This is a genomic window from Paenibacillus sp. y28 (genome assembly GCF_037137075.1).
Classification (GTDB): Bacteria; Bacillota; Bacilli; order Paenibacillales; family NBRC-103111; genus JBBBNV01.
In genome coordinates, this window is record NZ_JBBBNV010000034.1 from 1 (window position 1) to 21,322 (window position 21,322).

16 protein-coding genes are annotated in these 21,322 nt (G+C 48.9%); 7 read left to right on the plus strand and 9 right to left on the minus strand.

The window, feature by feature from the left end; translation table 11 throughout:
* Nucleotides 1-841 precede the first annotated feature (841 nt).
* The gene (locus WBG83_RS19815) at nucleotides 842-1,060 is read left to right on the plus strand and encodes a helix-turn-helix domain-containing protein (RefSeq protein ID WP_336747074.1); all 219 of its coding nucleotides are present in this window, start codon (nucleotides 842-844) and stop codon (nucleotides 1,058-1,060) included.
* A 17-nt stretch (nucleotides 1,061-1,077) separates the two neighbouring features.
* The gene (locus WBG83_RS19820; protein ID WP_336747076.1) at nucleotides 1,078-2,577 is read left to right on the plus strand and encodes an HNH endonuclease; all 1,500 of its coding nucleotides are present in this window, start codon (nucleotides 1,078-1,080) and stop codon (nucleotides 2,575-2,577) included.
* A gap of 31 nt (nucleotides 2,578-2,608) precedes the next feature.
* Here WBG83_RS19820 and WBG83_RS19825 read toward each other — a convergent pair whose 3' ends face one another.
* Both WBG83_RS19825 and WBG83_RS19830 read right to left on the minus strand, forming a co-directional pair.
* Nucleotides 2,609-3,769 (minus strand): hypothetical protein, encoded by a 1,161-nt coding sequence (locus WBG83_RS19825; protein ID WP_336747077.1) that lies wholly within the window; start codon nucleotides 3,767-3,769, stop codon nucleotides 2,609-2,611.
* A gap of 10 nt (nucleotides 3,770-3,779) precedes the next feature.
* The gene (locus WBG83_RS19830; RefSeq protein ID WP_336747078.1) at nucleotides 3,780-4,988 is read right to left on the minus strand and encodes a hypothetical protein; all 1,209 of its coding nucleotides are present in this window, start codon (nucleotides 4,986-4,988) and stop codon (nucleotides 3,780-3,782) included.
* Nucleotides 4,989-5,206: 218 nt separating this feature from the next.
* Here WBG83_RS19830 and WBG83_RS19835 point away from each other — a divergent pair, with 218 nt between their 5' ends.
* Nucleotides 5,207-5,839 (plus strand): DNA-3-methyladenine glycosylase family protein, encoded by a 633-nt coding sequence (locus WBG83_RS19835; RefSeq protein ID WP_336747079.1) that lies wholly within the window; start codon nucleotides 5,207-5,209, stop codon nucleotides 5,837-5,839.
* A 24-nt stretch (nucleotides 5,840-5,863) separates the two neighbouring features.
* Complete coding sequence (locus tag WBG83_RS19840; RefSeq protein ID WP_336747080.1) at nucleotides 5,864-6,382, plus strand: NUDIX hydrolase; 519 nt, start codon at nucleotides 5,864-5,866, stop codon at nucleotides 6,380-6,382.
* 460 nt (nucleotides 6,383-6,842) lie between these two features.
* Here WBG83_RS19840 and rlmD read toward each other — a convergent pair whose 3' ends face one another.
* From rlmD to WBG83_RS19860, 4 genes are all read right to left on the minus strand, one after another.
* Complete coding sequence (gene rlmD / locus WBG83_RS19845) at nucleotides 6,843-8,807, minus strand: 23S rRNA (uracil(1939)-C(5))-methyltransferase RlmD (RefSeq protein WP_336747081.1); 1,965 nt, start codon at nucleotides 8,805-8,807, stop codon at nucleotides 6,843-6,845.
* On the minus strand, nucleotides 8,804-9,742 hold the full coding sequence (locus WBG83_RS19850) for a diacylglycerol kinase (RefSeq protein WP_336747082.1): 939 nt from the start codon (nucleotides 9,740-9,742) through the stop codon (nucleotides 8,804-8,806). Before WBG83_RS19850 ends, rlmD begins: the two co-directional genes overlap by 4 nt.
* 8 nt (nucleotides 9,743-9,750) lie before the next feature.
* On the minus strand, nucleotides 9,751-10,536 hold the full coding sequence (locus WBG83_RS19855) for a sirohydrochlorin chelatase (protein WP_336747083.1): 786 nt from the start codon (nucleotides 10,534-10,536) through the stop codon (nucleotides 9,751-9,753).
* Nucleotides 10,537-10,728: 192 nt separating this feature from the next.
* Nucleotides 10,729-11,037 (minus strand): YerC/YecD family TrpR-related protein, encoded by a 309-nt coding sequence (locus WBG83_RS19860; RefSeq protein WP_336747084.1) that lies wholly within the window; start codon nucleotides 11,035-11,037, stop codon nucleotides 10,729-10,731.
* Between the two features lie 280 nt (nucleotides 11,038-11,317).
* Between WBG83_RS19860 and WBG83_RS19865 the strand changes: the two genes are divergently transcribed.
* Entirely contained in the window at nucleotides 11,318-11,908 is a 591-nt protein-coding gene (locus tag WBG83_RS19865) for a hypothetical protein (RefSeq protein ID WP_336747085.1), read from the plus strand.
* 987 nt (nucleotides 11,909-12,895) lie between these two features.
* Here WBG83_RS19865 and WBG83_RS19870 read toward each other — a convergent pair.
* Nucleotides 12,896-14,896 (minus strand): DUF4153 domain-containing protein, encoded by a 2,001-nt coding sequence (locus tag WBG83_RS19870; RefSeq protein WP_336747086.1) that lies wholly within the window; start codon nucleotides 14,894-14,896, stop codon nucleotides 12,896-12,898.
* A gap of 246 nt (nucleotides 14,897-15,142) precedes the next feature.
* Between WBG83_RS19870 and WBG83_RS19875 the strand changes: the two genes are divergently transcribed.
* A complete protein-coding gene (locus WBG83_RS19875; RefSeq protein WP_336747088.1) occupies nucleotides 15,143-17,323 on the plus strand; it encodes a DNA topoisomerase III in 2,181 nt (726 codons plus the stop codon).
* Nucleotides 17,324-17,771: 448 nt separating this feature from the next.
* On the opposite strand, the gene WBG83_RS19880 is transcribed toward WBG83_RS19875, so the two are convergent.
* On the minus strand, nucleotides 17,772-19,589 hold the full coding sequence (locus WBG83_RS19880) for a methyl-accepting chemotaxis protein (RefSeq protein WP_336747089.1): 1,818 nt from the start codon (nucleotides 19,587-19,589) through the stop codon (nucleotides 17,772-17,774).
* A gap of 417 nt (nucleotides 19,590-20,006) precedes the next feature.
* Nucleotides 20,007-20,447, minus strand: coding sequence for a hypothetical protein (locus WBG83_RS19885; protein WP_336747090.1), 441 nt, complete (start codon nucleotides 20,445-20,447; stop codon nucleotides 20,007-20,009).
* Between the two features lie 166 nt (nucleotides 20,448-20,613).
* Between WBG83_RS19885 and WBG83_RS19890 the strand changes: the two genes are divergently transcribed.
* Nucleotides 20,614-21,273, plus strand: coding sequence for a thiamine diphosphokinase (locus tag WBG83_RS19890; protein WP_336747091.1), 660 nt, complete (start codon nucleotides 20,614-20,616; stop codon nucleotides 21,271-21,273).
* The last annotated feature ends 49 nt before the right edge of the window (nucleotides 21,274-21,322 follow it).

The window sequence follows — 21,322 nt, forward strand, 5'->3', positions numbered from 1 at the left end:
CTCGGTTTGGATGAATCGGTTTACCTCGGCTAACTGAATCGACTTGCCTCAGCGATGGTGTTGCTTCTGAAGCCATCGCTACACCCGTTTAACGGCTTGCTGACCCCCAAAAAAGCCATTCGCTACCACATGATCAGGGTGCGGAATGTGAGATCTCCCATAGAGCCGCAACAGGATTCGGCATTTGGTTCGGTGAGGCAACAACCTCTCGCTCTTTAACCAGCTTCAACATTTAAGATGACTCCTCTCGCTGAAAATACTATTATCCCCTAAATAGGAAAGGTAAGCTAAACGACAACCCCTCTGCACCAATAATATCAAAAAAGTTGTATGCTGAACATCCATGCGAAACCCAAACTCCACCAGAGTATCCCAATGCGGCAAGGAATGCCTCACGAACCGCCTGCAAAGTCCTATTAAAGCGGTGTATACTCCATCATTTGAAACCCATCATATGAAGCGAAAATGGCAGATAAACACAGCATGTGCGATACCAGTTTGGAGCCAACTCCATGAAAAAATGACCGTAATCCTAATATTTGCAGGCAATTTTTAGTCCTAGCTGTACTAGCAAGTAAAATGTTAAGAGCAATCCGAGTAACTCTTATTTTTTTATGATCGCACAAATAACAATTGGATGAACCAGCCAAATTACTCGTCATTCAATCTCAAATATGCGAATATGTGTTCGATATAAACAATTCTTGGACTACGTAAAATAAAAGGATTTATTTGACAGGATAAAAAACACCTTGCACCTCTCTGTAATAATGCTTTTAGACAGTTTTAAAGAGTGCAATTCATGTGTATCCTATATCTAGAACCGAGGTGCAGGAAACTTATGGAAAGACATAAATACTCTAAATTAGTTGGTTATCGATTAAGTCTTCTTCGCAATGAAAAAGGGTTAACACAGGCAAAATTATCTGAAATATCGGGTCTTGACCCCACATATATCGGCGCCATCGAACGTGGTGAAAAGTGTCCCTCTATTTACAATCTTTATAGGCTCGTCACAGCACTTGATGTAGAAATGACCGTTTTCTTTGAAAATTTGTAAAAGGGAGTGTTATCCGTATGCAGAAAAAGGTTTTTAGAACTTATCATCGCCGTCCAGTAACAAGAAGAAGCGGATTCAAAGTTTCAGGAAATAAATCCGGAGGGGAATGTATCATCCTAACCTCGGAAAGTTATGAATGTAGCAAAAAGGTCGAAAAGTTCGTTTTCAAGCGCGACAAATTGGACTTGCAAGAATTATTTGAATCTAATCTTGGAATAGTCGCTTTCGGAGGGTACGTTCATACTCTTGAAAAATTAAAGGTTCACTTCAAATTAACCTTTAAAATTAGCGGGTATGATGAGGAATTCGAATATAGCAAATCATTAGTCAAGCCATTGGAACCGAACACGTGGAGCCCTCTTGGTTTTCATAAAGAAATTAGCTTGGAGCTTGGAGATATCATTCAAGATGTATGCGTCGAAGTAATTTTTGAATCTGTATCTGACCATAATATCCTTCAGTTTATCGGCTTTGACTTTGATTCAATTAATTACGAAGGATACAAAGATTCAAGTCTATTTGAGGATTTCAAGAAAAAAACGTTCATGCACGTTCCTCAAATATATTACCTGCAAACCCACTTGCCTTTTGCTAGTTATCTTCACAGTCCACATCATGATATGCTTGGAATCGGTGACGATGTTGTCTTGAAAGGCTGTAATCGCTGCGACCGTTATCTTCCGATAAATATTTATGATGAAATCCAAACTCTTGGATTTTCGTTACATTGTAAGAAAAAAGCTCCGTGTAAGCATCCGTTGTTCAATAAATACAAAATTGACAATCTTGACGATCTGAATCATGACAACTTAAATGCGGACTTCATTCAAGATGGGTTTGTAACTACTCATTACGGTCATCAACTTGAATGTACTCCATGCAAGAAGTACTATGTAAACGCAGCACTAAATCCATTAAGAAATAGTCAACAGTTCAGGGAGGATTCATTACGCCGTCGAGCTATTGAAGTGTTGGTTAATAATTTGCTAGATCGAAACATTGTCCATTTCGAATTTTTAAAAAGAACCAAGAAGGAGTTTTCCGAATTTATCTGGAATAAGTTCGGGCAACGGTGCTTTAAATGCGGTATAAAGTTACAATTGGATGAAATGCATTTAGATCATACGATGCCCCTAGCATTCCTTTATCGCTTGGATGAAACAGCAACTTGTCTATGTGCAGAACACAATTCAAGTAAACGCGACCATTTCCCAGTCCAATTTTATTCTGAAAGTGAATTAATGAAGTTACAGGAAATCACGGGAATTGACGACGATACAATTCGATCTACAAAAGCTAATCAACAGGTGATTGATCTCTTAATCGAAAATGTAGTCTGGTTTTTTGATGATTTCCTTAATGAACCCGATTATCAAAAGGTCAGGGATGGACGACTTACTGCAGATAAAATTTATGCATCAATTGTCCGCGTAATTAAGGCGAATGGCGACATTGATTTGGTTCAGGAGTACTACTCTAGGACTTGTAAGTTTCCAGAAACTATATCTGGAAATTAAAAACAGGAAGGTGGGTTATCCACCTTCCTGTTTATTTTTTTTCTAGGAATAAAAACTGATGTGCAATCGTTCCGCCTTTATCTCGTATACCATGTTTCTCAACTTTACTAACATCTTCGTTTCCAATAGCTATAGTTTCAAAATACTCAGATGAAATATGTGATAATTCTTCAGCCATATCTACCTTTACGCTTTTACCTAGGTGCATGATCACTCTACCACCATTCTTTAATACTGTGTTACACATTTTAAAGAATGGACGGTAAACTTCTAGGCTTTGTTTCTGTTGACCCTCAATAAATATACTTTCGGCTTTTTTAAAATCTTCTGGCTCCCAACCAGCAAACCAAAGCCTCATCCAATTCATACTGTAAAACTTAATTGAATCAACAAATGGAGGTGAGGTGATGATTACGTCAACATCACTTATTTTTTCACCTAAATCAAACATATTACCAAATATAGCCTTCCCATTGATATAATGCTCAAACTCACCTTTATTATACGCTAAATTTATTTTATTTCTTATATGTTGAATTACATTTTTATATACAAATTCACCTGTTGGTGCATATGGCGTTAATGGATGTGAATTTCTTGAAAGTGCATATGGACGATTACCATGTAAAACATGAAGTAAACATGAAAGTACCATTGCTTCAGTATTATTAAGCTTTCCATTTCCAAGTTGTGAAAAATACAATCTTGCAGCTAGGAGTTCGGAATAAGTCTCCTCGTGGAAATATTCAGGAATTACCTTATTTAGACCGAAATCTTTATATGGAACATCACTATCTGTGTAAGTTTGTTTAAACGAATTAATAAATATTTCAAGTTCACCTAATACCGACATCACTTCAGATAATGGTGGTTTATCAACTTTTGCTTTTGTTACTGCAAATGCCAGTTCACTCATATCGTTACCAATACCGATTCTTCCTTGAAGACAGGCTTCAAATGGTATTGTTCCTACACCAGACATTGGATCTAATACTACATCTCCAACATTTGTAAAGGCTGCAATTAATCTATTCGCTATGCCTGGTTTTAATTTTCCGTGGTAAGAACAAAGTGAATGCCATCGATGCCCGTAATTTCGACTATTATATGGTGGAGATAAATAGGGAAATTCACTTATAAATTCATTAATTCTATTTTCAAAGTCTGACTTTTTTTCTGTTGAAATGATCAATTTACTCACCTCAATTATTTTGAAATCGTAATACGCGTTGTGATAAAACCATTCCATTTTTTGAACGGCGAGTTCTTAATATTTCCTCATCAATAAAATGAAAACCATTTTTGACTGCTAATGTTTGAAGTATTTCATGAGTAGGAATATGCACCCCTGCAAATTGAGAATCACCTATATCTAAAACGAAAGTTCCACCGCTTTTCATTTGCCGATGTAAATTTTCAAAAACATTGTTCATATCGTAAAAGTACCCTGCCACCATTTTGGGAATCCGTAAGTCATAAGAATCAGCTTCAAGTTTTTCTACATACTCAGATGTTTCTGGGAGAATGTGGGGAATAATATTCCTTTTTGAAACGTTGTTAATTCCTGCGACGATACCTTTGGAATGGAGTGTTTTTAAATCGTCTTCTTTCTCGATTAACTTCATCAGTTTTAGTTCCAGCTTGGTATTTCTTATATAGTTGGTTCCGTTTAAATATGGCGGTGATGTTACTACGACATCAATTTTTTCTGGCGAGTCAAAATATCGTGCGTCTTCCCCCAAACAAGATGTATTACTTATCAGGGTTCTACTGCAATCCTTTATATCAGTTATGATTTCAGTAAGCTTGTCCATTATGTTGGCGGTAAAATTTTTATTGTACTCTTTTTTTTCGTCTTCCCTTGCATAACGAAGATCAGTTCTTCGAACCATGTTCGAAACGGACACTGCAACGCAAGCTAATGCAAAGTTGGCAAAGCGTACCGTTAAAGGATGGAGATGATTCGCGTCATCAATGAAGTTACTGTAATTTTTTATTTGACGTAATATTTCAATGTCGAAGAACTTTTCAAATCCTCCAAATTCACTAATTGTTGTGGATTGCGTTATTATTGAAGGAAGACTCTCACGTAATTTAAGTAATTCCGTTAAAATTTCATCCGTATCTTGATTACTTTCAATGACGGAATTGATCTTTGTATCTGCTACAAATCTCATAAATGGATTCATTTCAGTATAATAAGATCTAATTCCTTTTTGGGAGGCAACAAGAGGCGTCGTACCCGATCCGCCAAAAGGGTCTAGTATACAATCTATTTTTTTGCCAATTCTAATAACTTCTTTCTCGACTAAAGGATATGAATATCCTTCAGAATATGGGTACCATCTATGTATAGGTTTTCTTTTATTTAATACGAAAGTGCCCGAGAGCTCCAGTTCTTTAGTTGACATGTTACAACGCCTTCTTTCTGATGTCTTCTTTTTTAGGAATCCTTAGTATATCATATTAATGGCGTTAAATGATTGTTATTTTTACACTTCGAACCTATGTTCCCTTATTTGATTATGATAACAGAACGAGCGTACGCATTCAATTATTATTTATTCTCAATTTTTGAGGTGAGTTCTTGACTACATTACTTACATTTACGAATAAAGATGATCGGATCATGACACTTAGCAAAGCGGATAAAAGACTAAGTGAATTAATTCAAGTAATCGGAACTGTTTCGATATTTATACAGGATAATTACTACGTTTCCTTGATTCAAAGAATAACTGGACAACAATTATCAATTAAGGCATCTAATACTATTTGGAATCGGTTATTAGATTTTTGTCCAAAACCTACTCCTCAAAGCATATGTGAAATTGAAGATAAATCATTTAGAGAAATTGGCATTTCAAGACAAAAAATAACTTACATTAGGGATCTTACAAATAAGGTTCTATCTGGGGAGGTAAATTTGTCCTCCTTACCATTACTGAATAACAATGACGTAATATTAGAATTAAGTAAAATTAAAGGAATTGGAAGTTGGACTGCTGAGATGTTCTTAATTTTTTCTCTGGGAAGAATGAACATCTTATCTTTAGGGGATGTTGGTCTTCAACGTGCGACTAAATGGGTTTACAATGTTGAAGATCAAGTAAATGGAAAAGATTACCTAGAACAAAAAGCAAGCCTATGGGAGCCTTATTGCACCATTGCTGCTCTTTATTTGTGGGAAGGAATCAACAGAGGCTATGTTGATTCCTTTGATTCACTGGACGAAGTTGTAAAGGATAACGAATTCATATAAACATGAAAGCAGGAATTTAAAACTATGTTCACTTATACTATTTGTTTTATCCAACAGGGAAATCAGATTCTGATGTTAAATCGAAATAAAGCTCCTGCAATGGGTCTATGGCATGGAGTTGGAGGCAAAATTGAAAGTGGAGAGACACCAAATGAGAGTATTTTACGAGAGATTTTTGAGGAGACAGGTATCCGGGTAAATAAGGTACAGTTCAAGGGTGTCGTTAGTTGGGATGATAATGGGGTCATCGATGGGATGTATGCCTTCATTGTAAAACTACCTGAAAATTATATTTACGAAACTCCGAGGAAAGTTGATGAAGGTATCCTTGAATGGAAGGAAATCTCTTGGGTCTTGAACGTTAAAAACAATGGAATACCATCTAATATTCCTCATTTTCTTCCATTCATGATAAACGAATCAACTAGTTATCAATTTAAATGCATTTATAAAAATGGAAAGTTACTTGAGTGTAACCGTACTCCTATTAATGATACGATTTTATCTTTTGCCGCCAATAAGGAAGAACAAATGAATCTCTGAAAGAAATAATCAGTTAAGAACCACTTGGGAATAGATCATCCAAGTGGTTGTTTGTTTTGAGATTTTCTCAATTCTTCAATAAAAGCATCCCTTGCTAACCGTAAACTCTGAATATCCTCGTTAATTTCTTGTCCCGCGATAGAGTCGTTGCTGCATTACCATGTTCAAGGACAAGTTTGCAATGCTATCTTGCGAAATCTAATAGTTGCTTCGATGCCTCATCGTCGATATCCAATCCTAACAGGGAATAGCTTTTTGATTGTAAGACTTGATCAGTAGTATTCGTATCAACTTTTACAGTGATCATTTGAACTTGCCTCCATACCTTGATTTTTGTTGGTATGTTAGCTCTATTTAAGATCGTCTTCAAGTACTGTCTGCGCATAATAAAAGCCCAAGCAATATCGCTTGAGCTTTACATGTAATTCGGCTTAAAAACAAATGGTCTAAGTATTCCCAATTATTTGTCAACACGGTATGTTGACACTACGCATTCAACATGCACCGTATGCGGAAACATATCCACCGGCTGCGCCGTTACACACCGGTAAGCAGCATCCTCCCCGCCGCACAGCACCTGTAGGTCCCGGGCCAGTGTGGCCGGGTTGCAGGATACATAGACAATGCGCTCAGGCCGCATGGTGAGAAGCGTTTCCAGCAGGGCAGGGTCGCAGCCCTTGCGAGGCGGGTCGACGACGATGACGTCGGGGCGGACGCCGGCGGCGAGCCAGCGCGGCATGACGTCTTCGGCGGCGCCGACGGCGAATTCCGCATTACGGATGCCATTTAGTTCGGCGTTACGGCGAGCGTCTTCAATCGCTTCCGGGACGATTTCCACACCGTAAACCTTGGCCGCGCGCTGTGCCAGGAACAAGGAGATGGTGCCAATGCCGCAGTAGGCGTCAATGACCGTTTCCTGGCCCGTAAGCCCCGCAAACTCCAACGCTTTGCTGTACAGCACTTCGGTTTGTGCCGGGTTCACTTGATAAAAGGATTGCGCCGAAATAGCAAAACGGATGCCGCCAATGGTGTCATGAATTACCTCGCGTCCCCACAAGACACGGGTATGACGACCGAACACGAGAGAAGTTCGTTCCGGCTGTACGTTGTGACAGATGCTCACCACCAGCGGCAGCCTGGCGCGTATAGCAGCGATCAGCTCTGCCTCCCGCTCCAGCTTGGCACTTCGAGTAACGAGTACAACCATCTGCTCCCCTGTAGCAAAGCCCGTCTTCACGATAACATGACGCAGCTCCCCCGTATGCTCCTGTTGGCGATATGGCCGGATGCCGAGTTCGCGGGCAATGGCTTTGACACCGGCGACCGATGCATCCACATCATCGTGCTGGATAAGACAGGTCTCCATATCTACGATTTTGTGGCTGCCCTGAGTGTAAAATCCACCGACAAGACCACCCTGCTCCTCACCAATCGGCACCTGGGCCTTGTTGCGATAGCGCCAAGGCTCGTTCATGCCCAAGGTTGGCAGCACAACAACCGGTGCGGCTGTGGCGTTTGCACCACTAACTGCTACGGTCGCATCGTTGACAGCATCGTTTGCACCACCGACTGCTACGGTCGCATCATTTACGCCATCGTTTGCACCACCGACTGCTACGGTCGCATCATTTACGCCATCGTTTGCACCACCGACTGCTACGGTCGCATCATTTACGCCATCGTGTGCACCACCGGCTGCTACGGTCGCATCATTTACGCCATCGTGTGCACCACCGACTGCTACGGTCGCATCATTTACGCCATCGTTTGCACCACCGACTGCTACGGTCGCATCATTTACGCCATCGTGTGCACCACCGGCTGCTACGGTCGCATCATTTACGCCATCGTGTGCACCGCCAACTACTACGGTCTCATCGTTTACAGCATCGTGTGCACCACCGACTGCTACGGTTGCATTACCAACGTCACAGTTTATGCTGCTGGTTAATCCAGCAGCAGCATTCCCGCCATTTGCGAAGCTGCTCGTGTGCACCACCTCCACCGGCAGCTTGCCGATCCGCTGCAGGGCATCGGCCACCAGCCGCTGCTTGTGACGCAGCTCCGCTTCGTAGCTGAGGTGCTGCAGCTGGCAGCCGCCGCATGTGTCGAACAAGGTACAGGGAGGCTCAATCCGGTCCGGGCTCGCCTCCAGCAGCTCCAGCAGATCGGCGCGGCCGAACTGCTTTTTCATTTCCTTCACACGGGCACGGACGCGTTCACCCGGGAGAGCGCCCGGAATGAACAGCGTGAAGCCATCGGCGCGACCGACGCCTTCTCCTTCATGGCCGAGACCGACGATCTCCGCTTCCACGCTATCGCCAATAGAAAAAGGAAGACGAGCCGCAGAGGCGTTTGCGCGGCTCGCCGTCGTTTGGACTGGTGCAGCCTTTGATTTGCTGCGGTGGTTCCGGTTTCTGCTCATTTGAAGAAGCTCACTCCGTTTTTTTCCTTATAGACAGACAAGCCGGATTCATCCACGAATATATCGATGTGGCCCGGCAATACGCTGAACAAGCAAGGCAAGGTGCCGCCAAATTCACCATCAAGGTTGATTTGAACGTAATCCTGCGAGGTAACCTCCAGCTGGCTCGTCCGGAAGTGCACCACATTCGGGTCGTTCAGGTGCTCTCCGCGCAGCGCCAGAGAAACCACCTTCAGAAACTCCGCCAGGCTGCACTTGCGGAGCACAAACACATCGAACAAGCCGTCGTCGAAGCTGGCATCCGGTGACAGGCGCTCTGCGCCGCCCACGGAGTTGCTGTTACAGATGAGGAACATCATAACCTCCTCATTCAGCTCGATCTCCTTGCTGCGCACCTGAAGCTGAATAGGCCGCAGACGGGGCAGCTTCTCGATTCCCTTCATATAATAGGCCATCTGGCCGATCAGCGTCTTAAGCTTGCTCGGCACCTCATAGGTCAGCTCGGTCATGGAGCCGCCGCCGGCCACGTTGATGAAGTACCTGGAGTTCACCTTACCGATATCAATCGGGCGGCTGAATTGCTGAAGAATCAGATCCACCGCATATTCCCAGTTTTTTGGAATACCGAGCGCGCGGGCGAAATCATTCGTCGTGCCGAGCGGCAAAATGCCCAGCTTCGGCCGGTACTCCTGCTCCGCCATACCGTTAATCACTTCACACAGCGTTCCATCGCCGCCCGCCGCAATAATAATGTCAAAGCCCCGCTTGACGGCCTCCGCCGCCGCCAGCGTAGCATCTCCCTCGCCGATGGTGGCATGAGTGGAGGTTTCAAGTCCGCCCCGTTCCAGACGCATCAGGATATCGGGAAGCCGTTTTTTCATTTCCTCCCGACCGGAGGTCGGATTGTATATTAATTTCGCACGTTTGTTAGTCATTCAGAAGATCACCTTTTGTCCGCATGGGAATAGGATGCCGCTAGTACAGCGAATTGCCGCTCAATCCAACGTGAGATGAGCGGGTGCGGCAGCAGGCTCGCGCCATTATACCGGTACGCAAAGCCCTCCAGCCGCTCAGGAATAACCTCATTCGTGAAGTAGCCTTCACTCAAAAACAACGGCGAGACGATAACGTCCAGCTCCGGACGGCGCTCCTGCCAGTAAGCCATTCGGGCCCGGGCCTGATCGGGCAGCAGCATCGCCACATCCGCTTCGGCAAACCCGCCCAGCGCCTTCATTCGCGCCGCCAGCTGCTCCAGCCCCTGCTTCCACCGTTCATGGAAGCCGTTTTCGACACTGCCATGCCCGACAAGCAGTACCAGCTCCCGATCCGGTTGAACGGATAACGGGGCGATTTTGTCCGCCAGCAGCTGTGCAATATCCGGATCATCGTCGATCGGCTGCCCGAAATGAATACGCGCCTTCACACGAAACAGCCCCATATCCGTTGGAAGCTGAGGCGCCGGGATAACACCCAGCGCGTAGCTGATTTCATCGATATGCGTGCTGCCTGAAGAAACAAATAAGGGAATCACCACAATATCTGTCACCCCTTGCGCCTCCAGCGCATCAATGCCATCCTGAATCAGCCGCCCTTCCACGATTTCGAGAAAGGAGGAGAACACCGGAACATCCTCCGGCAGCCCCGCAGCCGTTACAGCTTCATCAACAAGCTGTACCCAGGTGTCGCTGCGCGATCCATGACTGATGATGAGCAAGCCGATTTTGACCATCGTATAAACTCCCTCCTATAACATGCTCAGGCGTACGCTTGTCCAGCGTTTAATCTACATCTATGCTAGCGAAAGTACCAGTTCATGTCAACGAGAGACCGCACTGGAACCTGCTTCAGAACAGCACAAAAAGGAAAAAGCAGCCGCCGGAGCAAGCCGCTTCTTCCAAAACTCCACATCAGGGCATGTAGGCTATTCTTGACCGGGTTGTTCAGACTCCAGACGGTCCAGTGCCATCTTATAGCCGTCATTGCCGTAATTCAAGCACCGTTTGACCCGGGAAATCGTTGCTGTACTGGCTCCCGTCTCCGTTTCGATTTGGTTGTAGGTGCTGCCCTTGCCGAGCATACGCGCCACTTCAAGCCGCTGGGACATCGATTGAATTTCATTTACAGTACACAAATCATCAAAAAATATGTAGCACTCCTCCACAGACTGGAGCGTCAGAATCGCTTGGAATAGTTGATCAATCGCTTTGTCATTCAGTTTCTTCAGCTGCATGGTGTTTCCACTCCCGCTTCTCGTCGTAATGATTATAGTATTTTTCGACGCGAAGACCTCATTCTCCTTCCTTTAATTTTGCAAAACGTTAAAATTTTTATGCGTTACTTCGTTAAAGAATACTGAGCGGCAGTAACGCTTCTCCGATACTTGGAAAAATTCCGCTGCTTTTTCCCGGATCGTGACAGGAGTCCATACCGCCCGCGCAAACGCCTAATATGATATAGGGAGACACCTACGATAAACGGTGTAACGTTCTTGCTCTGCAAGAGGGGCTCCGTTGATAAGCTGCATCCGGAACGAGAGGGAGTATCAGCTGCCTCCGTCCGCGTACAGCCGCAATGACTATGAGAAAAGGATGGTGACTCCAGTGAATGCGTCCGATCCGAACATCCGTGTGAAGCAAGGGCCGCTAACCATGCGCAACATGGTACAGCCCGGTCCGGGGATCGCACCGGCTTCTTATCCGGGCTTAGGCGGAGGATACCCGGGGCTGCAGGGATTTCAAGCAGGACCGCCCGCGGTCGCTCCAGCGGCGAATCTGGTGCAGGCAGTGGCTGAGCCTGTGGCTGCAGCAACAGCAAAATCTTCGCTGCTCGGCGGCTTAAGCAACTTTAATATGAAGGATATCAAATCCTTTGTCGACCGTATGGGTGGAATTGAGGGAATTGTTGAATCCATCAACAAAGCGCAAAAGCTGATGAACAGCGTCCAGCAGATGGCCCCCATGATTAAGCTGCTGCTGCCCGGCGGTAAAGGCAAGGTCGCCAGTGATGACGGTGACGACTATATCCCGCCCCGCAGACGCAAACGCCGCCGCAAAAAAAACGGCAGCACCAACCGCCGTCCGCGTAAAACCGTCAAGCGCTGACCTGCCGGAAAAACCAGTGAAGGAAGCCTGCTGTCCTGCTCTTTCCTGAATTCCGGTGGCTAATTGGCCGCCGCCAAGAAGCTTCGCGCTGCGCTGTGGCAAACCGCAGCGTTATGCGAAGCTTCTTGATTTCCGGCTTTTCATCAAGCGTATGGAGGCCGTTCGGCAAAGATTATCCGTCTATACGAGCCTGTCATCACGCTATACTGCCCGCTGATTGGTGCTACAAATCCGGTTCCGCACCGCGCGCAGCTCCCAGCGCGCGGTGTTTCGCTGCATGAGGGCGGTCGGTCGGCCACATGCTTTGTTAGATGTGCGGGCTCTACTTTACGGCTTGAACTGGCTTCATGCTTCCCTTTGTTCGCTTGCTGCTTTACCATCCATAAACCATGGCCTCAGATCCGCCGAAGCAGGCTGCAGCGCGATGTTCATTCAGACTTGCAATATCCCGCCTGCCACTCTGGCAAAATCCAGCTGCTCTCGTATGTGGAACATCTATCTGCATTGTCTTCCTTGCATCCCCTCCCTCTCAGCTTGGATGCTTGCTTACGGCCGTAGTCACCTGTTGAAAGTATGCCGCTTCACTGCGATTTTGGCGATGATTGGCTTCACTCCGGTTCTAGGTAAGCCTGACTCTAAGCCTTTATGTTCTGTGAAATGGCTGCCTTCATATCGGGAATGCGACAGAAAGTCATGACGGCTTTAAGAGAGGCTTCTAATCGCCAATCAACTAAAAATAAACCGCCGTTTCAAAAAGAAACCGCGGTTATGTGCGTTACTTGCGGTATCGTTTGTTTGAATCTGTTGATTCTGTTGATTCTGTTGATTCTGTTGATTCTGTTGATTCTGTTGATTCTGTTGATTCTGTTTTAATCCTTATGAATCTGGTTATTCTGTTGAATCTATTTGAATCTATTGGAATCTATTGGAATCTATTTGAATCTATTTGAATCTATTAGAAGCCAAAATCTAGCCAGGCCCCGAGTCTTATTCCACCAGACGTTCTTTAGACTGCCGCCCCGCTCCGGAGAATCCCCGCTCGATGAGTTCCCGTTCGGCTATATGGCGTGAGAAGCTGAAGGAGGTCCAGCGGTGGTCCGCTCCGGACATCACCTTTTTGGATTGCAGCCTTTCGGCCAGCTCCTGCTTAGTGCCTTCCGGCAGCCGGTCATACAGCTGAAGCAGCTCCGGTATCCCATCCGCCGACAAGCTAGACAAGTAGTTCAGGTCAATTCGACCCGTCTGGTCATAGCGCTTGCCGTTTTCACGAACGATGATGGCATCGATATTAAGCAAATTCATCATGGCGTAAGCACTGATGGAAACAACAAGCAGCTGCTTCCACAGGGGGCTGCGGGTGCGCCAAATTCGCACCAATACAAGCAGCAAAATAACAGCCAAATACAGCATAAAGGAATGCACCAGCACCCTTGTCACCGTAAAGCCATAAGCCGATTCATACATCAGCAGCCGGTAAAAAGCGGATACCAGCATGACCAAGGTGCACCCGATAAGCAATGACTGCAGCCCATGCACAACGCGCAGCAGCTTCGAAACGCCCTGCGGGATCAGCCGGATGCATAGCAGCAGCACGCCCAAATTCAAAATCGTCACCATGACCAGTTCAAAAAAGCCTTTACGCGCATATTGAGCATAAGTAATATTGGACGGAAGCAGACCGTCCCCGCCTGCAAACAAATAGGACAACTGAATGGCGGCAAACAACACATACATCGCATTCATGGCCGTCAGAAACGTCGTGGCTACTACGGGGTCCAAATGTATCAGCGCGGCGGCACGAGAAGGACTCGGCGAAGCCCCGATTGCTCTGGGATTCGGCTGGACAGAGATTGCCGGCAGAGACTGCGGCTTGCTCTCCTGCTGCTCTCCCTGACGGGAAATCCCCTCTGCTCCCGCCGCACTGCCCGCACTTTCATTGACAGCCGCTTTCTCAGCACCCTCTGCCGGCCCTTGCTCCGCCGATAACTGCGAGGTGATCAGCAGCTTATCTTCCTGAGAGCGATCGTTTGGTTGATCTTCCTGACCGACTGCCGTCGACTCCGGTTTCCCCTCCATGCCTCCAGCTGCATCCGTATCGGCAGCACCCTCTGCTCGTCCTTGCTCCGGTAGCGGCCGCGAATCCAGGATCGGCTTTTCCTCCTCACGTCGCCGCCACTCCGTTTCGGGGTCCCGATCCGGTACTGCCGCTCCCGGCACGGCTTGACCTGATGGAGAAGCTGGACGCTTGCCGACAGGCTCTCCGCGCAGCCCCCACAAGAAAGCCGTCAGAAACAGGCCAAACAGGATTACCCGGATAGCCCGGCCGGCTGTTTCCCCAACAGGTACCCCTTCCAGCCATTCCGGAATACGTCCCATAGCACGCTGGAATAGATCATCTGCGGAAGATAATAATGCTCCGGCAACCAGCAGCAGCGGCAGCGCCAGCAGCAGGCCAAGCCCGATCCTCACCAGCGTGCGGTTACTGCCATCGCCGCCCTCCACCCTGCGGCGACCGGCCTTCAAAGCAGCCCGGACAGGTACTGGCAGGCACAACAACGTCCGGCCTACAGCATACTCCACCACTCTGCCCAGAAAAAGCGGATGGTGCCACGGGATTTTGCCATCCCCGGTTACCCACACCGTATGAATGACGAACAAGGCCGGCAAGGCAAGCAAATTTACGATGTAGAACAGACTGAAATCCCGCAGCACGTAGCTGCACGATACCAGCAGCACTGTCCCGCTGAGCAGCATCGATATATTCAGCTGAAGCTGAAGCCGGGGACGGTGTGTCCAGAGAAACACGCCGTAGCAGGCCAAGGTAAACAAAGGCACCGAAACGCCGAGCTTCCCGTCCCCGGCAAACAATCCCTCCCCGATTAGCCCGCACAGCAGGGCCAGCCCCAGCCATACGATTTGCTTCCGGTATAGAGCCTTCTCCTCATCCCGCATCGGCAGGACTGGAGAGGCTTGGTTCTCTCTTTGCATTGAAGCATTCTCCCCCTTTGGCATTATTTCACAGATTACACTACATATTGTACACGAAGCCTGCCCTCAGTACAGTGAGAAAACAGGCACATTCGCCTCACATCCGCCTGATAGCACGAACCGGAACCGATTTGCCCGCTTCAGCGTGAAAGGCTTGAAATGTTTGGTTAAAAACGGTATGGTGAAACTGGCATTCGCATAGCTACAGCCATGCGTCACGCAGCTTTGGAGGGAGTCGAGAGCAGAATGAAAACGTTAGTTCTTGCAGAAAAACCAAGCGTCGGCAAAGAAATTGCCCGGGTGCTCGGCTGCAAAGAAACCCATAAATCGCATATCGAAGGGCCCCGCTATGTTGTAACCTGGGCACTCGGGCACCTGGTCGAGCTCGCGGAGCCTGAGGATTACGATACCGCCTACAAAACGTGGCGGCTGGAGGACCTGCCCATTATGCCGAAAAAAATGCGGCTGAAGGTCATCCGCGAAACCTCCCATCAGTTTAAGGCCATTGCTGCGCTTGCCAAACGCAGCGACCTCGGCGAGCTGGTTATCGCGACAGACGCCGGGCGGGAGGGCGAGCTGGTAGCACGCTGGATTATGGAGCTGGTGAACTGGAGAAAGCCGTTCAAACGGCTCTGGATATCATCACAGACCGATCAGGCAATTCGCGACGGCTTCGCCCGTCTGAAGCCAGGCTCAGCTTATACGCCGCTCTATCAATCGGCTGTTTGCCGTGCGGAAGCGGACTGGCTCATTGGGCTGAACCTGACCCGGGCGCTGACCAGCAAATACGGCACGTCTCTGGCCGCAGGCCGTGTCCAGACGCCAACACTGTCGATGCTAATCGAGCGGGAGCGGACCATTAAGGAATTCCGCCCCGTCGAGTACCGGACTGTAGAGGCGTCAATAGCCGGCTTCCAGGCCATGTGGCGCGATCCGGCCGGTGGCGGCAACCGGATTATGGACCCTGCCCGGGCCGAAGCCATCCGGCGGAAGGTAGAGGGGCAGGAAGGGAAGGTCTCGCAGCTGAAAAAAACAGTCCGGCATGAGCCCCAGCCGCTGCCTTACGACCTGACTGAGCTGCAGCGGGACGCCAACCGCCGTTACGGCTTCAGCGCCAAGCAAACGTCTTCGGTGCTGCAGAAGCTGTATGAGCAGCATAAGCTGGTTACATACCCGCGCACCGATTCCCGCTTCTTGTCCCGGGATATGGTTCCAACCTTCAAGGGCCGGATGGAGAGCCTGGCCGGGACCTCGGTATACGCTTCCCTTGCTCGTCCGCTGCTGCGGAGCACGCTGCCCTCAGCCGGCAAAGCCGTGGACGACAGCAAGGTTACCGATCACCATGCCATCATCCCGACCGAACAGTACGTGAACCTGGCGGCCTTGTCCCCCGATGAACGGAAGCTGTTCGATCTCATCGCCCGCCGTTTTATCGCTATGTTTTATCCGGCACACCAATATGAAGAAACGACTGTAACTGTTGAAGTGCAAGGCGAAGCCTTCACCGCACGCGGCCGGGTCATCAAGCAGGCCGGCTGGAAAGACGTCTACGGCTCCTCAGCATTCACCGGGACCTCCACAGACGAGGAGGACGAGGAGAATGAAGCGTCCGCCCAAAGTGATGAACCGGCGCCGCAGCTGCTCCCTGCGCTCACGCAAGGACAGACGATCACCGTTACCCGCTGCAGCGAACGGAAGCGGCAGACGTCACCGCCGGCTCGACATACCGAAGCCACCCTGCTGACGCAAATGGAAAAACACAATCTCGGCACGCCTGCCACTCGTGCCGACATCATTGAGAAGCTGCTGTCCACGGATACGATTGAACGGCAGGGGCGCAGCTTGCAGCCGACCGGCAAAGGCCGCCAGCTCATCGAATTGGTCAGCGGCGATTTGCGTTCGCCTGATTTGACTGCCGCCTGGGAGCGAAAGCTAGAAGCCATTGCCAAGGGCCAAGGCAGCATGGATGCATTCCTGGCCGACATTCGGCAGCAGGCACAGCGGCTGGTGCAGGAAGTACGCATAAGCAGCGCTGAATACAAGCCGCACAACCTGACTCACAGCAAGTGCCCGGAATGCAGCCAGCCGCTGCAGGAGGTAAAGACTAAACGCGGCAAGCTGCTGGCCTGCATTAACCGTGAATGCAGCTATAAGCGGTCCGCTGAGCCTGTCACCGTTAACCGCCGCTGCCCGCAGTGCCATAAGAAGATGGAGCTGCATAACGGCAAAGCCGGCAAGTACGTCCAGTGCCGACGCTGCAATGTCGTCGAGCTGCTGGACGACAGCCAAAGCGGCCGCAGCGGCAAGGTGAACCGCCGGGAATCTCAACAGCTGCTGCAAAAATATTCGGGCAAGGAATCTCTGGGCTCCAGCCTCGGGGATGCCTTGAAGTCCGCTCTGCAGCAGTCCTCCGACACAGATAAATAGGCCAGCGTGTGCCGGCTCTATCCCGCTGGCTTTACCAGTAAAACGAGAATAGTCTTCAACCTGCATTGCCGGTAGAAAGCCGCCTTCACAAACGATGAAAAAAACGTTTAATTGCACAAAAAACCGTCTCTTCTTAGGGTTGTTCCACTTCCATTCGAAAGAAACGGTTCTTTTTGGTTTAACATGCTCCTCCCGCATGAGATTGATGGGGTTAACTATCGTCATGCGATGCCACATCACGTTAACAGGAGTTGCGCACAGTGCGCAAAACAAAAATATATCAAAAGCAAAGAAGCTCCCGTCCCCATCCTATTGAACCGCCCCGTCAAAAGGGAGCGCGTGTCGTAATGATGGTTATGGGAGCTTCTCTTGGTTCGATCCGGTGCTGTCACCTTCGCATTAACCTTGGGAGACAGCCCGATTACTTATAGCCGCGTGCTACCGTATCCTACAGCTTGAACTTGCCGACCAAATCGCTCAAATCCTGAGCAATGGCGCTCAGCGCATTCGCAGAGGATGCAATTTCTTCTACGGAAGCAAGCTGCTCCTCCGAGCTGGCCGCAACGTTTTGCGCCGATGAAGATGCCTGCTTGGCAATGCCACTCATCTCATGAATGGACGCCGATACCTGCTCGGAGCTGGCTGCCATTTGCTGAGCTGCGGCTGCGGCATCCTGGATGCGGGCACTTACTTCTTCCGTGGCCAACACAATGTTATTGAACGCTTCTTCCACGCTGCTTACCCGCTGAATGCCGGTTTGAACCTCGCTTACACCGGCATCCATCGTTTCTACCGCACGGAGGGTATCGTTTTGCACCTGCTTAATAATTGCAGCAATCTGCTTCCCGGCCTCGGCCGATTGATCCGCCAGCTTACGCACCTCTTGCGCAACAACGGCAAAGCCTCGTCCGTGCTCGCCGGCTCTTGCTGCTTCAATATTGGCATTAAGCGCGAGCAGTCCGGTCTGCTGGGCAATATCTCCAATTAGCTTGACGATATTCCCGATATTGCGGGAGTGAGCCTCAAGCGCCTTCATGTCCTGTCCGGCCCGTTCTACCGCGCCATTGATGGACTGCATCACCGTGACCACCGAATGAACAGACATATTCCCCTGCTCCGCCTGGCGGGAAGCTTGCAAGGACAGCTCCGACACCTCGGAGGTGGATTCTGCGATCCGTTGAACGCCGACAGCCATTTCTTCCATGGCGCGGCTTGTCTCTTCTGCGCTTTGCACCTGATTCTCCGAACCAACGGCAACCTCTTGAATCGAATTCGTAACGTGCTCCGTAACCTTGGCATTCTCCTCGGAGCTGGCCAGCAGCTCTTCCGAAGAGGCGGCAACTGCATCGGAGGCCTCCTGAATTTGCATCATGGTTGCCCGCAGCGTCAACGACATGGAGTTCAGTGAATCCACCAGCTGGCCGATTTCGTCTTTATTCCGAATCACCAGCTTCTCTTGGGTCAGGTCTCCTCTAGCAATGTGCTGCAAAGCTACTGACACCTTGCGTACAGGCCCGGAAATATTGCTCGTAATCAGAATCGACAGACCGATTGCAATCACGATAGACAATACGAGCACGATGGACATGCTAATTACTGCATTTGTATGTACTTCGGAGCTTCTCTTTGCCGCTTCCAATGCGCCGTTATGGTTGAGCTCAACCAGTTTATCCATTTCGGCCTGCATTTTTGCATAGCTTTGCTTGGATTTCTCCATCACGGTTTTAACGCGTTGGGCAAAAATCCCCGCGCCGTCCACGATATTGATGCTGGTCCCAATGGAGATGGATTCAACATAAATGTCCTTATACACCTTCCATTCGGCCTTCAGATTCTCGAAATGCTGCCTATCGGCTGCATCACGGTCAAGAATCGTTCCTTCATAATCGGCAAAGGCTGCCTCAATATCAGAGAAGGTTCTCCCGGCCTCAGGAATAATTTCGTTTTTGATCAGAACATCCGGCTCCAGCAGCAAGCTCCACTGCATCGCCAGCAAATGCTCCGTCATGTAGTTCAGTTTGTTGATGGTTTCAACGCCTCTTAACCAATTGCCCGCAATCTCATCCGTTTCATGCTGCATCTGTGAAATACTTCTAAAGCCTGCGCCTCCCAATATGGCCATCAAGAGAATGGTTACCATAAAAGAAAGAAAAATTTTCTTGCCGACCGTCATTCCACCGCTGATCCACTCTTTCGGCGATTGTTTGACAGCTCCCTTCAGTCCAGTTATTACAGCCCCCGGAACCTTCTTCCATTGCCTTTTCATATTCTTGCTGTCCCTCCCATCTATCTCTCCCCTTCTTATATCGACAAACTTCGTTCCAAGTTTAAGAAAATGTCGAATTTTCTTGAAGTTATTTTTTAGGGCGAACCTTGCTTCGCAACGTAAACCGTTTCCCCTATGAAGGGTACATATCGTTAATAGACCTTTCCATATTGTATAATATACATAATTAACCAATTTGGCAATCCTGCTTCAAAATGCCCCTAAACCGGTACTCGTTCATGGTCTTATCGATGCAAGCCTGGAATTGGAAAAAGAAGCGGAAAAGCCTGCGCAGCTGGCGTGCGTTCCGCACGCGCGCAGCTCCCAGCGCGCGGTGTTCCGCATGACGGCGGTCGGTCGACCACGTAAGTTGTTGCCCCGTCTCGGAGGGCGGTTCATATACGTCTGGATCTGGGATCATACGCCGGAAACTGTGCCCGCACTTCGAAAAGCCTCCGCGCCTGCAGAGCGATGTCCCGGCATAGCGACAAAAGGGCAAGTCTTTGTCTTTGTCTTTGTCTTTGTCTTTGTCTTTGCTTTTGCCTTTGCTTTTGCCTTTGCTTTTGCCTTTGCTTTTGCCTTTGCTTTTGCCTTTGCTTTTGCCTTTGCTTTTGCCTTTCCTTTGCCTGCGCCTTGGCCTTGGGCCTTTGCCTTGGCCTGTGCCTTGGCCTGTGCCTTTGTCTTTGCCTTTGTCTTGGCCTTTGTCTTTGCCTTGGCCTTCGCCTTGGCCTGTGCCTTTGCCTTTGCCTTTGCCTGCGCCTTTGCCTTTGCCTTTGCCTTTGTCTTTGTCTTTGTCTTTGTCTTTGTCTTTCCTTTGCCTGCGCCTGCGCCTGGGCCGCGCGCGTCGATCTCTGCCATACTTTTGGCACTGTACACAGCTCCCGGCCGCACATTGCAGCACTGCATGATGACGGTCACCGGCCGCATGAATGCTTGCTCATGGGCTATTGTTCTTCTGCCCCTGCAGGTAGAAACTATGCTATACTGTGGGGCAATAAGCTTGAAGATGAGGAAGGAACGACGAATGACAACCAAACGAATCTTAATTTTTTCCGGAGGCACACTGGGAACATGGGCGCTGGATTATATCCGGGAGCTGGACATCCTGGTAGGCGCCGATCGGGGGGCCTTGTTTCTTGTCGAGCATGGATGGCGGCCGCATATGTCGCTGGGTGATTTCGATTCCGTCATCCCGGAGCAGCTAAACAAAATCAAAGCGGCAAGCCTGGACATCCAGACCTGGGACCCCATACATAAGGATTGGACTGATACGGAGCTTGCGCTGCGCTGGGCTATCGGACAGCAGCCGTCAGAGATCATTTTGCTGGGTGTGCTGGGCACCCGCTTCGATCACACCCTGGCCAACGTTCATCTGCTGCGGGTGGCTCTGGCGCATGGAATCCCTTGCCGCATCGCAGATGCTATGAATATCTTGCAATTGGTTGAGCAGGAGCTGGTCATAACACGAAATGAAACAGGTGATGCCTTCAACACAGTTTCTTTGCTTCCGCTTAGTCTGGATGTGCATGGCATTACCCTGCAAGGCTTCCGGTATCCGCTTCAAGATGCGAGTCTGACCCTCGGGCAGTCCCTCGGCATCAGTAATGTGCTGGAATCGGACGTCGGACGAATTCGCATTGCTTCCGGGCTGCTGCTCGTTATCCGCAGCTGTGAGAATGAATAGCTTCGTAATGCGGGGCTCCCAGCGCATAGTGTGCCGTTGCATGACGGCG

Coding starts and splice junctions, on each gene's coding strand:
- WBG83_RS19815 (WP_336747074.1), top strand. CDS start 842: ATGGAAAGACATAAATACTCTAAATTAGTTGGTTATCGATTAAGTCTT.
- WBG83_RS19820 (WP_336747076.1), top strand. CDS start 1,078: ATGCAGAAAAAGGTTTTTAGAACTTATCATCGCCGTCCAGTAACAAGA.
- WBG83_RS19830 (WP_336747078.1), bottom strand. CDS start 4,988: ATGTCAACTAAAGAACTGGAGCTCTCGGGCACTTTCGTATTAAATAAA.
- WBG83_RS19835 (WP_336747079.1), top strand. CDS start 5,207: ATGACACTTAGCAAAGCGGATAAAAGACTAAGTGAATTAATTCAAGTA.
- WBG83_RS19840 (WP_336747080.1), top strand. CDS start 5,864: ATGTTCACTTATACTATTTGTTTTATCCAACAGGGAAATCAGATTCTG.
- rlmD (WP_336747081.1), bottom strand. CDS start 8,807: ATGAGCAGAAACCGGAACCACCGCAGCAAATCAAAGGCTGCACCAGTC.
- WBG83_RS19850 (WP_336747082.1), bottom strand. CDS start 9,742: ATGACTAACAAACGTGCGAAATTAATATACAATCCGACCTCCGGTCGG.
- WBG83_RS19855 (WP_336747083.1), bottom strand. CDS start 10,536: ATGGTCAAAATCGGCTTGCTCATCATCAGTCATGGATCGCGCAGCGAC.
- WBG83_RS19860 (WP_336747084.1), bottom strand. CDS start 11,037: ATGCAGCTGAAGAAACTGAATGACAAAGCGATTGATCAACTATTCCAA.
- WBG83_RS19870 (WP_336747086.1), bottom strand. CDS start 14,896: ATGCAAAGAGAGAACCAAGCCTCTCCAGTCCTGCCGATGCGGGATGAG.
- WBG83_RS19875 (WP_336747088.1), top strand. CDS start 15,143: ATGAAAACGTTAGTTCTTGCAGAAAAACCAAGCGTCGGCAAAGAAATT.
- WBG83_RS19880 (WP_336747089.1), bottom strand. CDS start 19,589: ATGAAAAGGCAATGGAAGAAGGTTCCGGGGGCTGTAATAACTGGACTG.
- WBG83_RS19885 (WP_336747090.1), bottom strand. CDS start 20,447: ATGGCAGAGATCGACGCGCGCGGCCCAGGCGCAGGCGCAGGCAAAGGA.
- WBG83_RS19890 (WP_336747091.1), top strand. CDS start 20,614: ATGACAACCAAACGAATCTTAATTTTTTCCGGAGGCACACTGGGAACA.